The sequence below is a fragment of the Micromonospora sp. ATLC16 genome (assembly GCF_057196645.1).
The window spans coordinates 42,063-54,737 of the sequence record NZ_JBXUOW010000010.1; the positions used below are offsets into that span (position 1 = coordinate 42,063).

The window sequence follows — 12,675 nt, forward strand, 5'->3', positions numbered from 1 at the left end:
TCATAACACTGGCGAGATGGTTCCCCTACGGGGGACGGGTACGGGAGGAACGGGGGACGGACCCGGATTCGGCGGGCCGGAAATCGGGCAAGGCTGCTGGACATGCAGAGTCATCTCGCCCTCCTGCTCCCGGTCGCCGCCGTCTGGTGGACCGCCGGATACCTCGCGGACGGGCTACCCCGCCTGAGCCACGCGCGCGAGCTGCGCCGTCAATCTGGCCGGCTGCTCGCGCTGACGCTGACCGGGCTCGCTCTGACGATGGCTCTGCCGATCGCCGGGCTGGTCTCCGTCGGACCGACTCTGGCGGATCGAGCCGCCGAGGGGCTGACCCTCGCCGCCCTGCCCGCCCTGCTGGTGGCCGGCTGCACGGTGCGCCGGTTGCGCCGGTTGTGGGCCGGGGCCGGCGCGCTGGCCGGTGCCGTCGGGACACCGGCCCCGCACGGACTGCGGGCCGCCGCCGCCCACCCGTTGATCGGACTGCCGTTACAGGTGACCGGTCTGGGACTGCTGCCGGCCGTCATCGTGGCGAGCGGTGCCGGCCAGTTTCTCGGGCCCTCGGCAACGGGGCCGGCGATCACCATCGCGACGCTTGCCGTCGCTGCGATCGGCATACGCCACGCGTTGCGGCACAACCGGTTCGCCGAGCAGGCCATGCCCGAGCGGGTGTCGTCACCGCGCCCGACCGCCGGCGCCCTGCACGTATAGCAGTTCCAGGATCGCCCTGGTCGCCTCGAACCAGCGGTCGAGCCAGCCGGGTGGCGGCACGCTGCCCTTCGGCGGCAGCTCCATCAACAGGCCGCGCAGCAGTGGATGGTCCACGAGCGACCCGTCGTCGACCGTCGACCAGCCGCCGGCCGGAAAGGACGGCTCGGTCAGCGGATTCGGATCCAGCGACGGCAGGGTGAGCGGCGACGACGATTCCGTCACCGTCGGGTGCTCCCGGCCCGCGTGCTCGGTCTCCGCCGACACCACCTCGGTCAGCACGGTGTCCCGCCGGGCCCCGCGATACTTGCCGCCGAACCGTTCCGGCTTTCCCGGTCCGTTGGTGAGGTTCTCCGACCCGATACTCGTCATCCGTCTCGCCTGCCTCGCTCGGTTACCCGCCCTGCCGGGGGGATGTCGACCAGCGCGTACCGAGAGGTACAACGACACGGGCAGGATGTGGCGACGGCAGCCGGCGGAGCACGCCGTCTACGGGCCGCACCGCCGACGCCCGACAACTGCGGGCGGGTCACAAACAGCGGATCCCCGCTCGGCCGATGGCCGAGCGGGGATCCGTCGTCACCGTCCCCGGGCGTCAGGCCCGGGGGAACGCGCCGTCCCTGGTGCTGGCGACGAAAGCGTGCCAGTCACCGGGCGCGAAGACCAGGGCCGGTCCGGCCTTGTCCTTCGAGTCCCGGACGCCGACCGCCCCGGTCACGTACGCCACCTCAACGCAGTTGTCACAGTTCGGCCCGCTCTTCGAGCTCTTGAACCATGTCGCCTGCGTCAGGTTCACGGAGAATCCTTGCGTCGCCACTTCCACAACGGCTCCTCTGCCAGTCTCACGATGTACTCGACGGACTCCTCCGGACGCTTGGCCGCTGCTCGAATGTGATCGAAGATGAAGCTGTACTTCTGTAGCTCGTCGCTCTTCTCCAGGAAGAGCCCACCCGTGGCGTTCTCCGCGTACACGACATCCGGATCACCGGGTTCGGGGAAGCTGAGGATCGTGAAGGTGCCGTCCATGCCGGCGTGCGCTCCCACCTCGAACGGCAGGACCTGAAGCGTCACGTTCGGCAGCTGTGCCACCTCCACCAACCGGCTGAGCTGGTCACGCATGACCGCATCCCCGCCCACCGGACGGCTCAACACCGCTTCATCGAGCACCACCCACAGATCGACCGGATCATCCTGGGTCAACAACGACTGACGACCGAGTCGGACACGCACCCGTTGTTGTACCTGCTCCGGGCTGAAATCGGGGCGGGCCGCGCGGATCATCGCGCTGGCGTAGTCCTCGGTCTCCAGCAGTCCCGGCACCACCTGCTGCTCGTACGCGCGAATCGAACTGGCCGCCGCCTCCAGGCCCACGTACGCCCCGACCAGCACCGTGCTGTAGGGGTGCCACCAGCCCTTCTGCCGCGCCTCGCGGGCGATCTGCACCAGTTCGTCGCTCTCGGCACCGACCACGCCGTAGATCCGGAGCATGTCCCGCACGTCCCGGGGAGTCGCGGTGGTGTGCCCCGTCTCGATACGCGAGATCTTGGAAGCCGAGCATTCCAACTGCTCGGCCACGGCCTCGATGGTGATCCTGGCGGCCTCGCGCTGGCGGCGCAGTTCTGCGCCGAGCCGGCGCCGCCGGATGGTCGGGCTGCGCCGCTCGCTCACCGTGTCACCTCTCCGCTTCGACGCGCCCCGCTGACCGCCCGCCCACGGCGCGATCCTCCGGGCAAGCGTTCGCGGCGTGGGGTGTCCCGGTCGTCGGCCGGCCGCGGCGGGCGAAACCGGCCCCCAGTGTGCCGCCCGGGTGGCGGCGCGTTCAAGCGCCGTTTCGCAAGCCGCTCACGTATCGGCAAAAGTCGACGTGCAACTTGCATGAGGCACACTCCTGATGCACTCTGTCCGTATGACCCGGGTTACTGACCGTCTCCGATCCGTCTCCATGCGTGATCAATGCCGTGGAGCGGCGGGGCGCCGGGCAGGAGCTTCGCCACCAGCAGCTCCCTATTGACGGACAAGGGCACCGGCCCCCCGAGACACGACCTCGTAGCCGGAGCCAGCAGAAACCCCCATCCTTGCCGGCCCTTCCCCGCCGGCCGAACCTTCCAGGAGCCCATGTGCTTCCCCGCTCCGGTGACGTACTGCACGTGACACGCGCGGCGAGTGTCCAGTTCCTCAAACCCATCCTGTTCCGGGTGATCCGGGTGCTGGACCGGCCCACCTACGACGGCTGGCTCTGGCTTGAGGGCTACGAGTTGAACGCGGCGGGGGACGCGGTCAACCGTCGGTCGATCTTCGTCCAACGGGCCGGGCTGCGGCAGGTCCAGGCCGCCCCGCAGCCGCGTCCGCACACCGTGCGCTCGGCCCGCCGACCGTCCGTCCGGACGCCGGTTCGGGTGCACTGAGCTTCACCGACGTCAGGTGAAAGGGATTCGGTGGGCATGCCGCCGACATAGAATCGGTATGCCCACCCCGGCATGTTTCGACCCCGCGCCTCCCGGACCCCGAACCTGGGATGGCCATGGTCAATCTGTTCGCACGGGAGCCACGCCGGTCCCGCATCGCCCACACGTTCGGACTCCTGGCGCTTCTCGGTGCCGTCACCACCCTGGTGGTGCTGGGCCGGGATCCGGCACTGTCGTCCACCCGGCTGGCCGAGCCCGTGCCGGCCCCGGAGATAACTGTCTTGGAGAGCGAGCCGGTCGAGCCGGACGTCACCGCCGACGACGTCTGGGACGCCTTCGCCCGTGACGGCTTCTTCGACCAGACGATCGACGATCCGGCGGGGTCCGACAGCGACTCCGGACGGCCCTCGTACCCGTCGGGCCAGGAGGCGCCGGCCAGGGCCACAGGTGATCACAGCCGGGAGGAACTCAGCCGCTCGCTGTTCTGGTCCGGGGTGTTCGGGCTGGCGATCTCCCTCGCCGGCCTCGGACTGGTCGGCACCAGACGCCGGATGTGGTGAGTCGGGCGATCACTCCGTGGGGCTCGCCGAGGCGGTCGGCTCGGTGGTCGGCTCACCCGTGGTCGGCGACGGACTTGGGCTGGCAGCAGCCACCACCAGCTGAACCTCGTCGTCCACCTCCACCAACTCACCGGCCTCCGGATCGGTGGCGATGACGGTCCCCTCCGGCTGGTCCGACGGGCGGTACTCCACCCGATAATCGAGGTCGAGCCCGTCCAGCGCGGCCCGTGCCGCGGCCTCCGGCAGACCCACCAGCGGCGGTACCGGCACCTCGGCCGGCGCGGCGCTCGTCGTCGGCGCCGCTGACGGGGACTCGGTGGTCGGCGACGGCGACGCCGTGGTCGGCGGGGCCTGGGTGGTCGGTGAGGGCGACTCCGGTGCCGGGCCGTCGTCGTTCAGCCCCTGACGGGCCAGCCAGAACCCACCCCCGATCAGGCCGAGCAGGAGCAGCAGCAGGACGCCCCAGAGGATCGGCAGCCACCACGGGCGGCCCGGCTGCTCGTCGGCGTACCAGTCACCGCCGGTCAGCTCGCGGTCCACCCCCGGCCGAACCGACGGCACCTCCGCGCGCCCCGACCAGGCCACCGATCCGGAATGCCGATTCGGTGGCAGCTGCGCGGTCGCGTCCGCCGGCTCCACGGCGGCCCGGTCCAGCGGCGCGGTCTCGTCCGGCGTACGGCCGATCGGTGCGGTCGCGTCGGCCGGCGTCCCCGACTCACCGGCCACCCGGTCCATCGGCGCGGTCGCGTCGGGAGCGCGCTGCAGCGGCGCGGTCTCGTCCGGGTGGTCCCCGGATCGCGGTGTCGGACGGCTCCGGTCGTCCGGTTGCCCGTCGGTCGACTGCTGGCGGTCGTCGCTCACGGCACGTCCTTTCCGCCGACCGGGCGGGCACCAGGCCCCTCGACGATCAACCTAGCGGTTCCGCCGGTCATCGGCCGACACCAGCGTGTCGGGTGCGCGTCACGCTGCCGGTGCGCTCGGGTCCGCACTCGGCGGTGTGCCGCACCAGATCTGGACCACGTCGTTCCACCTGCCGACCGTGCCGCCCGGCGGTTGCTGCGACGTGACCGTGCCGGAGCGTCCGTTGGGATAGCGGGGGGAGAATCCCTCATCGACGAGCTCGTCCCCCGCCTCGTCGCACGTCTCACCGGTCAAGTCGGGCACCTCGTTCGGCGGGGCCGCCCCGGCTACGTTGATCTTGACGGTGACACCGCGCCGCACCGGCGTACCCGGGGCCGGATCGGTACTGCGCACGCTGGAACTGTCGCCGCTACCGAAGACGAGTTGCCAGCCCAGGCCCAGTTCCCGCAGTTCCTCCCTGGCTTCCTCGAAGTTTGCGCCGATCAGGTCCGGGACGGTGAGTCCGGCCGGCCGCGACGGGCTGCGGCTGGGGCTGCTGCTCGGCCTGGTCGGGGTGGTCGGGGTGGTCGGCGTCGGCCGATCCGCAGGTGGCGAGGTCGGTACGGCGGGGGTCGGGGAGCCGGTCACGCCGGACGACACCGGGCCCGGCTTCACCTGGTCACCGGCGAGCACCCAGCCACCGGTCGCGCCGATGATCGCGAGCAGTACGGCGGCGGCCCCGCCGCCGATGATCAGCCTCGTCCGGTCTGAGCCGGTGTCATCGCGCCCCGGCTGCCCGCCCGTGTTCCCGTCCGTCATCCCGCCCACCGCCTCATCACCCGCGACCGTAGCGACCGGGGCCAAGCACTGTCCGTAACCGTCGCCGGTAGATGCCGCGCACGACTCGCCGCACCGACCACAGGACGTTACGCTGCCCGGCATGGCCAGACAGGGCTGGGGAGGATCGATCGCCACCGCGGCCGGCGTGGCAGCCGGTGCCGGTGCCGCCCAACTGGGCTTCGGATACGGCCTGGGCATTCTCAACTGGGCGCTCCCTGAGGCGACCGCCGGCACGGCGGCCTGGGTGGCGAGCCTGATCTGGGCAACCTGGATCGCAGCCACGTCGACCATCTTCGGTGCGGTCTGCGCGCAACGGCTGCACGACCGTCGCCGGGCCGCATCCCCGTCCGACCCGGCGACGGTGGCCGACGGGCCGCCCGCCTCCGATGAGCTTCCGTCCGTGACCGTCAAGCAGGACGGTGGCGGACTGTGGGGAATCGCGCTGGCCCTGGCCGCCGGCCTGGGCGCGCTGATCACGGTGTTGCTGGTCGCCGTGCCGGCCCGGGTCGCGGTGGTGCCGGACACGCCGTCCCCCCGGGACATGGCCGCCGGTTACACGGCGGTCGGCGTACTGATCGGCATGCTCGTGGCGGTCTGGGCGCTGCGTTGCCGCGCCGCCGCCACCAACGTCATCGCCACCGCCGGCTGGCTCTGGCTGCTCGCGGTCATCGCCGTGGTCGACTCGGTGCTCGCCGGTCGCGGGCTGACCACCGCGCAGCTCGGGATCTGGCAACTCAGCTCGGACAACGACCAGTTCTGGGTCCGGGACTACTTCTACTGGCCGGGCGCGGTCCTGTCGCTCGGTTCAGCACTGGTGATCGGCGCGCTGGCTGCCCGGCGCGGTGTCCGGGCGACCGAGCGGCGGGTCGGTGCGACCGCCTCCGGTGCCGCCGGGCCGCTGCTGGTGGCCATCGCGTACTTCCTGGCCGTACCGAGGCTCACCGCGATCAGCCCGGAACAGGTGTCCGCACATCTCACCGCCCCGTACGCGGTGATCGTAGGCATCGGCGGGTCGGTCCTGGTGGCGGCGCTGGCCCAGCGAGCCGCTCGGCTGGCGGCCCGCCGGTCGAGCGGCCCCGACGCGGCCCCGACCGTGCCCCGGCAACGGATCGGTGACTCCGACCAGCACACGCCCGGGTCCGAACCGGATGCCGGCAACCGGCACGCGCCGGACGCCGAGCCGTCCGGGGCGGGTGCCCCGCTGTCCCCGGCGGTTGCCACGCGATCCGCGGCGAGAGCCACGCGGTCCGCGACGGCCGCCGACCGGCTCGACCAGACGGTGTCCGGCGAGGTGACGGCGACCCGGAAGGGAACCGCATCGGCGGGAACCACACCGAAACCGGCAGCGGTCAACCCGGCAGCACCGAAACCGGCAGCACCGAAACCGGCGGCACAGCCCTCGGCAGAACAGCCGGAAAGGCCGGCGGAGGTGGGTGGGAAATCCGGGTCCTCGCCGTCCGAGGCGTCTTCCGGCAGCGAAGAGACACCCGAGGGCGGGCACCGCCGCGGCCGTCCCCGGCAGCGCGGTCGCTAGTCCGGATCTTGGTGCTAAACGGCCCACCGGCGGCGATTCCGCACCAGATCCGGCGAGGTTGCCGCTTCGCTCAGTCGAGCGGCCAGGTGTGCACCGGCTCGTTGGTGTACTGCAGCTCCGCGTACCGCTGGAGCATGTGGTGCAGCGCGGCCCGACGGTCCAGGCCCAGGTGCCGCTCGGCGGCCCAGACGGTGGCGGTCTGCCAGGTCGCCCCGTTGCGCCCGGTACGACAGCGTTGCTCGATGATGCCGAGCAACCGGTCCCGGTCGGCGGCGGCGACGCCGAAGCCGTCGAGGCCGGCGGCGGCGAGCGGCAGCAGCGTGTCGAGCACCAGCGTGGTCACCGGCACATCGCCCAGCCGTGGCCAGTGCAGGACCGCCCCCATGCCCCGGCGGGCGGCCGCGTGGAAGTTCTCCTCGGCCGAGCTGAAGGTGAGCTGGCTCCAGATCGGCCGGTCGGCCTCCGCCATGCCCCGGACCAGCCCGAAGTAGAAGGCGGCGTTGGCCAGCATGTCGACCACGGTCGGCCCGGCCGGTAACACCCGGTTCTCCACCCGCAGGTGCGGACGGCCGTTCATGATGTCGTACACGGGCCGGTTCCACCGGTAGACGGTGCCGTTGTGCAGCCGCAGCTCGGCCAGTTCGGGAACGCCGCCGGCGTGCAGGACCTCCACCGGGTCCTCGCTCTCACAGATCGGCAGCAGGGGCGGGAAGTAGCGGACGTTCTCCTCGAACAGGTCGAAGATCGAGGTTATCCACCGCTCACCGAACCAGACCCGGGGCCGTACGCCCTGGGCCTTCAGCTCGTCCGGCCGGGTGTCGGTGGCCTGCTCGAACAGGGCGATGCGAGTCTCCGCCCAGAGCTGCCGATCGTAGAGGAACGGCGAGTTGGCACCCACTGCCACCTGGGCGGCGGCAATCGCCTGGGAGGCGTTCCAGTAGTCGGCGAAGCTGTCCGGCGCCACCTGCAGGTGGAACTGGAGGCTAGTGCAGGCCGCCTCGGGCGCGATGGAGTCGTTATGGGTACGCAGTCGCTCGACGCCCCGGATGTCGAGCTCGATGTCCTCACCGCGGGCCCCGACGATCTGGTCGTTGAGCACCCGGTAACGCTCGTTCGTGGAGAGGTTGTCCGCAACCAGGTGTCGCTCGTTCAAGGTGGGCAGGATGCCGACCAGAACGATCCGGGTGTCCGACCGCCCGGCGCGTTCGTTGGCCCGGTTCAGGCTGGCGCGGAGGTCACGCTCGTAGTCGGCGAACCCGGTGCCGGAGATCAGCCGTGGGTTGGCGTTGAGTTCCAGGTTGAACTGCCCGAGCTCGGTCTGAAACAACGGGTCGGCGATCACGGCGAGGATCTCCTCGTTGCGCATGGCCGGTTCGGCGGCCGGGTCGACCAGGTTGAGCTCGATTTCCAACCCGGTCATCGGCCGGTCGGCGTCGAAGCCGAAGTCGTCCAGCATGAGCGCGAACACGTCGAGGCAGCGCCGGACCTTCTGCCGGTACCGGACTCGATCCTCACGGGAGAAGGCGGCTCGATCGACGTCCCTGCCCATGTTTCCTCCCGGCGCGCGACGCCACGGAACGGTGCCGCTCCGCAGCGCACTGTGAACCATACTCGCTGGGAGCGTTGAGCCGAGCCGCCCCGAAGATCGGTCCATTGCCGCAGTCCACCCGTCATGGCGGCCGCCAGCGTCCGCGTAGCGGGGGAGGTACCCGGACAGCCGACAGGCCCGCGCGGTGCGGGCGCGGGCCTGTCGTGGTGTACGGATCAGAACGGATCAGGACTGCCGGATGGCCTCGCCCTCGATCTCGATCTTGACCTTCCTGCCGACCAGAACGCCGCCGGACTCCAGGGCCACGTTCCAGGTCAGACCGAAGTCCTCACGGTCGATTTCGGTGGTCGCCGAGAAACCGAAGAGCTCCTGGCCGAACGGGCTGCGGCCGGCACCCTCGAACTCGACCTTGAGGTCGACCGGACGGGTCACGTCCCTGATGGTCAATTCGCCGGTCAGGACGAACTCGTTGCCCTCCTGCGACTTCACGCCGGTGCTGCGGTACTCCAGCGTGGCGAACTTCTCCGCGTCGAGGAACTCGGGGCTGCGCAGGTGCGCGTCCCGATCCGCTTGGCCGGTGTTGACGCTGGCGGCCTGGATGGTGGCGGAGACCGTGGACTCCAGCGGTTCCTCGGCAACGGTGACGGTGGCGCTCGCGTCCGTGAACTCGCCACGAACCTTGCTCACCATCATGTGCCGGGCGACGAAGCCGACCCGCTTGTGCGCCGCATCCAGCAGGTAGGTGCCGGCCGCCGGGATGGTGAGGCCGTTCCACTCGCGGGTAACCGGCTCGGTGCTGCTGGTCATGAGAGACTGCCCTCCGGGAGATATTGTTTTGTAGCCCAACGGCTGCCTCAGCAACTATAGACTCGGCAATATTCCTTCCGTCAAGTATTGGTACGATGGACTGGTGGAAGCGAACACGTTCGACGACCCTCGAATCACGGCCGTCGGCCTGCTCTTCGAGGTGCACGCCGGGCTGGCCGCACGATTCGCCGCCCAGCTGGATGAGCACGGCCTGTCATCGGTCGAGTTCGAGGTGCTGACCAGGCTCGCCCGGTCACCCGCCAACCAGCTGCGGATGACCGATCTTGCCGCCCAGACCTCACTGTCCACCAGCGGCGTGACCCGGGTGGTGGACCGAATGGAGCGCGACGGGTTGATCACCCGCCGCGCCTGCCCCTCCGACAGACGCAGCTCGTACGCGGTCGTGACGCCGACCGGCCTGCGCCGGCTCGACGAGAGCCTGCCCGGGCACCTTCAGCTCATCGAGGACTGGTTCACCGGGCAACTCGACCCGGCTGCGCTGGCCGCACTGCTCGACGGCCTGCGCCGGGTACGCGACGCCGTACATCCCTGCGCGACCGCCGGCAGCCGCTCCGTCGCACCGGGCGAGCTCCCGGCCGGGTGCGACGAGAAGGAAGGGAGGTCACCCGCGCCACGCAGCCAACCGGGCCACTGAGGCATCCCACCCCATCGCGTTGCGCCAGCGGTTGCCGTCGCTCCTCAACCGCTCTGCGGACCCTGGGTGCACACAGCAACAGCCGAGCGTCACGGCACCGGCAGAACCACCGGCAGAACCACCGATTCAATAGGTGATACCCGACCAAACCCGGCAGACGGACCGACTGCGCATCGCTAGTCTCGCAGCGGCGGGGGGAGCGGGGGCACCGGCGCGGGCGATGAGCGAGGGGTGGCAACAGGGGGCTTCCTCGCCCGCGCCGACCCCGTCCCCGCCACCGACGGGCCGCATCACCGGCCCTGGGCTGTCGGGCCGTGCCGGGTCACCGACAGCACGTAGAGCAGTTCCTCCTCGTGCTCCAGCAGCCGGATGCCGCCCTCACGGCAGGCCATTTCCAGCCGATCGAGCACACTCGCGTCCGAGGTACTCGCCGCCAGCCCCACCAGAGCCTCCACGACCGTGCGTCGGTCCCGACCGGTCTCGTCCGGCTCCGCTGCGGCCGTGAACCACTCCGCCGCGACCTCCCGGTCCCCACGATGCAGCGCCAGATGACCCTCGATCAGTGCGCCGGTGCCGTCGAGTGGACGCAGCTCGGCGAGCACCTCGGCGGCCTCGGTCGCCCGACCGTCCTGGGCGAGGGCCAGCCCCAGCGTCCCCAGCACCTGCCGCCGGCCGCGCGGGGTGCCCAGGTCGCCGGAGGCCGTCAACACCCGGCGAGCCTCGTCGGTCGCGTCGGCGTACCGTCCCTCCAGGCGGAACACCTCCGCGACGGTGCCCCGAGCCAGCACCCGCAGCCGCTGTTCCGCGCACTGACCACCGAGCCGGTCCACCACCGCCAGCCGGCGACGAGCCGTGGTCAGGTCACCGAGCCTGATCTCGTGCCACGCCAGCTGATGCTGCGCGACCGCCAGCTGGCGGGTCAGGCCATGCTCGGTGGCCAGGGCCAGTACCGCCTCCGCCTGCTCCCGTGCCTGGCCCGGCCGTCCGGTCGCGGCCAGCAGGACGCCGAGGACCGCCCGCGCCTCCAGTTCGCCCGGCACGTCACCGAGCCGACGGAACTCTGCCAACGCCGCGCGGGCTGTGGACAGCTCCGTTGCGCCCGCGCCGTGCTCGCCCGCGAGCATCGCCACACCGACTGCGGCCCATGCGCGCAGAGCCGAATCGGCATCGGCGGTACGCGGATCGGCCAGCAGGCGCAGCAGCCACTGCCGGCCGACGACGTCCCGCCCCCGTAACCGCCACCACCGGGGCAGGCTCACCGCGAGGCGTAACGCGGTCATGGGGTCGTCGACCGCCGCGTACGCCAACGCGGAGCTGATGTCGCCGGTGACCTCGTCGAGACGGTGCGCGGCGGCACCGGCACCGGCACCCGTCAACCCCGACGCGGTTCGCTCCACCAGCCGGGTCACCACCCGAGCGTGCCGACGTCGGATCACCGTCGACTCGCCGGCACCGGACGCCTGCTCGACGGCGTAGTCCCGAACTGCGTCGACGAGTCGGAACCGGAACGAGCCACCACCCCGCACGCTCAGCAGCCCGAGATCGAGGAAGCGGTTCAGCAGCGGCACCGGATCGACGCCGCTGCCGGCGAGCATCTCCTCGGCCAACTCCACCGACCACCGGTTGCCGAACGCGGCGAGCTGACGCAGCGCCGCCCGGTCCCCGGCGGCGAGCAGCCGGTAACTGGTGGCCACCGCGTCGCGCAGGGTCTCCACCACCGCCGTGCGGGCATCATCACCCCGTGGCCGCGCCTCCCAACCACTGTGCGTGGCGGCCGAGGTGTCCAGATCCAACACCCGGTCGCCGTACCGGTCCAACAGTTCGGTGAGATCGAGCAGCCGCCCGCGCGCCGCCATCAGTTCGATCGCCAGCGGCAGCCCACCCAGGCGGCGTACCAGTGCGGCCAGCGCGGGCAACTCGGCGTCGGCCGGCGGTTCCCGCCGCACCTGGGCCAGTCGCGAGGTGAACAGGGCGACCGCCGGATATCCGGCGAGGGTGGCCGGGTCGGTGTCGCCCGGTGGCGGCACCTCCAACGGCGACACCGGGCGCACCCACTCGCTCGGTAGGCCGACCGGATGCCGGCCGGTGACCAGCACCCGCAGCGACGGCACCGCGCCGACGAGCCGCCGCAGGGTGCCGGCCACCGGATCGGGCGCCCGCTCCACCGCGTCCACCAGCAGCAGCGCCCGCCGGTCACCGAGCCGCGCGGCCAACTCGGTGTCCCGGGCCACGCCGAACACCGTCATGACGGCGGCGTGCACGTCGGCCGCGTCCGACCCGGCGCCGATCAGCACCCCGGCGACACCGCCGGAGTGGGTGGGCGCGGCCGCGTGGACCGCCGCCAACGCCAGGGCGGTCTTGCCGACGCCGGCCAACCCCACCAGGCTCACCACCCGGGGACCGCGTGGATCGTTCAACAGGGCGGCCAGCTCGGTGATGTCGCGCTCCCGGCCGATCAGTTCCGGTGGCGGCGGCAGCCCCAGCGGCGTACCGACCTCGGGCCGGACGGTCGCCGGGCTGGTGCCCCGGGCGGCGGCCAGAAACGCCGCGCGGACGGAGTCGGTCAGCCCGAGCGCCCCGGCGAGCAGCTCGACGGTGGTCCGTTGTGGCCGGGTGGAACGGCCACGTTCCAGGTCACGGACCGTCCGCACCCCGACGCCGGCACGGGCCGCCAGCTCAGCCTGGGTCGCGCCGGCCGCCAGCCGGTGCGCCCGCAGCAGCTCCGGCAGACCGGCGTGCGGCGGACCGGATCGACGATCATGACCGGGAGCCATGGGCACGGA

General features: G+C 71.6%; 13 protein-coding genes. 5 read left to right on the forward strand and 8 right to left on the reverse strand.

Annotated elements, in window-relative coordinates; translation table 11 throughout:
* Positions 1-102 precede the first annotated feature (102 nt).
* Positions 103-705: a hypothetical protein gene (locus AC2CHE_RS06665; protein ID WP_484504009.1), complete on the forward strand. Its 603-nt coding sequence runs from the start codon at positions 103-105 to the stop codon at positions 703-705.
* On the opposite strand, the gene AC2CHE_RS06670 is transcribed toward AC2CHE_RS06665, so the two are convergent.
* The 3 genes from AC2CHE_RS06670 to AC2CHE_RS06680 form a co-directional block, all read right to left on the reverse strand.
* On the reverse strand, positions 670-1,074 hold the full coding sequence (locus AC2CHE_RS06670; RefSeq protein WP_484504010.1) for a hypothetical protein: 405 nt from the start codon (positions 1,072-1,074) through the stop codon (positions 670-672). The two genes, AC2CHE_RS06665 and AC2CHE_RS06670, sit on opposite strands and share 36 nt — an antisense overlap.
* 223 nt (positions 1,075-1,297) lie before the next feature.
* Positions 1,298-1,519 carry a DUF397 domain-containing protein gene (locus AC2CHE_RS06675; protein ID WP_099848313.1) on the reverse strand — a complete coding sequence of 74 codons (222 nt, stop codon included), beginning with the start codon at positions 1,517-1,519 and terminating at the stop codon, positions 1,298-1,300.
* On the reverse strand, positions 1,495-2,370 hold the full coding sequence (locus tag AC2CHE_RS06680) for a helix-turn-helix domain-containing protein (RefSeq protein ID WP_484504011.1): 876 nt from the start codon (positions 2,368-2,370) through the stop codon (positions 1,495-1,497). The genes AC2CHE_RS06675 and AC2CHE_RS06680 overlap by 25 nt, the downstream gene beginning before the upstream one ends.
* A 449-nt stretch (positions 2,371-2,819) precedes the next feature.
* Here AC2CHE_RS06680 and AC2CHE_RS06685 point away from each other — a divergent pair, with 449 nt between their 5' ends.
* Together AC2CHE_RS06685 and AC2CHE_RS06690 are read left to right on the forward strand one after the other, a co-directional pair.
* Positions 2,820-3,107 (forward strand): hypothetical protein, encoded by a 288-nt coding sequence (locus AC2CHE_RS06685; protein ID WP_484504012.1) that lies wholly within the window; start codon positions 2,820-2,822, stop codon positions 3,105-3,107.
* A 110-nt stretch (positions 3,108-3,217) separates the two neighbouring features.
* A complete protein-coding gene (locus AC2CHE_RS06690; protein ID WP_484504013.1) occupies positions 3,218-3,667 on the forward strand; it encodes a hypothetical protein in 450 nt (149 codons plus the stop codon).
* Positions 3,668-3,676: 9 nt separating this feature from the next.
* Here AC2CHE_RS06690 and AC2CHE_RS06695 read toward each other — a convergent pair whose 3' ends face one another.
* On the reverse strand, positions 3,677-4,528 hold the full coding sequence (locus AC2CHE_RS06695) for a PASTA domain-containing protein (protein WP_484504014.1): 852 nt from the start codon (positions 4,526-4,528) through the stop codon (positions 3,677-3,679).
* Between the two features lie 99 nt (positions 4,529-4,627).
* Positions 4,628-5,326 carry a PASTA domain-containing protein gene (locus tag AC2CHE_RS06700; protein ID WP_484504015.1) on the reverse strand — a complete coding sequence of 233 codons (699 nt, stop codon included), beginning with the start codon at positions 5,324-5,326 and terminating at the stop codon, positions 4,628-4,630.
* A gap of 121 nt (positions 5,327-5,447) precedes the next feature.
* On the opposite strand from AC2CHE_RS06700, the gene AC2CHE_RS06705 reads away from it, so the two are divergent.
* Entirely contained in the window at positions 5,448-6,881 is a 1,434-nt protein-coding gene (locus AC2CHE_RS06705) for a hypothetical protein (RefSeq protein WP_484504016.1), read from the forward strand.
* Between the two features lie 70 nt (positions 6,882-6,951).
* Here the strand turns inward: AC2CHE_RS06705 and AC2CHE_RS06710 are convergent, their stop codons facing one another.
* Together AC2CHE_RS06710 and AC2CHE_RS06715 are read right to left on the reverse strand one after the other, a co-directional pair.
* The gene (locus AC2CHE_RS06710) at positions 6,952-8,430 is read right to left on the reverse strand and encodes a glutamate-cysteine ligase family protein (RefSeq protein ID WP_484504017.1); all 1,479 of its coding nucleotides are present in this window, start codon (positions 8,428-8,430) and stop codon (positions 6,952-6,954) included.
* A gap of 225 nt (positions 8,431-8,655) precedes the next feature.
* Positions 8,656-9,237, reverse strand: a complete 582-nt coding sequence (locus AC2CHE_RS06715; RefSeq protein WP_484504018.1) for a YceI family protein — start codon at positions 9,235-9,237, stop codon at positions 8,656-8,658.
* A 103-nt stretch (positions 9,238-9,340) separates the two neighbouring features.
* Between AC2CHE_RS06715 and AC2CHE_RS06720 the strand changes: the two genes are divergently transcribed.
* Positions 9,341-9,892 (forward strand): MarR family winged helix-turn-helix transcriptional regulator, encoded by a 552-nt coding sequence (locus AC2CHE_RS06720; RefSeq protein ID WP_484504019.1) that lies wholly within the window; start codon positions 9,341-9,343, stop codon positions 9,890-9,892.
* Between the two features lie 290 nt (positions 9,893-10,182).
* On the opposite strand, the gene AC2CHE_RS06725 is transcribed toward AC2CHE_RS06720, so the two are convergent.
* The gene (locus AC2CHE_RS06725; protein ID WP_484504020.1) at positions 10,183-12,666 is read right to left on the reverse strand and encodes an ATP-binding protein; all 2,484 of its coding nucleotides are present in this window, start codon (positions 12,664-12,666) and stop codon (positions 10,183-10,185) included.
* Positions 12,667-12,675: the final 9 nt, after the last annotated feature.

What these genes read in the sequence shown, in the direction of transcription:
- AC2CHE_RS06665 (WP_484504009.1), top strand. Translation starts at nt 103, where the DNA reads ATGCAGAGTCATCTCGCCCTCCTGCTCCCGGTCGCCGCCGTCTGGTGG.
- AC2CHE_RS06670 (WP_484504010.1), bottom strand. Translation starts at nt 1,074, where the DNA reads ATGACGAGTATCGGGTCGGAGAACCTCACCAACGGACCGGGAAAGCCG.
- AC2CHE_RS06690 (WP_484504013.1), top strand. Translation starts at nt 3,218, where the DNA reads ATGGCCATGGTCAATCTGTTCGCACGGGAGCCACGCCGGTCCCGCATC.
- AC2CHE_RS06700 (WP_484504015.1), bottom strand. Translation starts at nt 5,326, where the DNA reads ATGACGGACGGGAACACGGGCGGGCAGCCGGGGCGCGATGACACCGGC.
- AC2CHE_RS06705 (WP_484504016.1), top strand. Translation starts at nt 5,448, where the DNA reads ATGGCCAGACAGGGCTGGGGAGGATCGATCGCCACCGCGGCCGGCGTG.
- AC2CHE_RS06710 (WP_484504017.1), bottom strand. Translation starts at nt 8,430, where the DNA reads ATGGGCAGGGACGTCGATCGAGCCGCCTTCTCCCGTGAGGATCGAGTC.
- AC2CHE_RS06715 (WP_484504018.1), bottom strand. Translation starts at nt 9,237, where the DNA reads ATGACCAGCAGCACCGAGCCGGTTACCCGCGAGTGGAACGGCCTCACC.
- AC2CHE_RS06725 (WP_484504020.1), bottom strand. Translation starts at nt 12,666, where the DNA reads ATGGCTCCCGGTCATGATCGTCGATCCGGTCCGCCGCACGCCGGTCTG.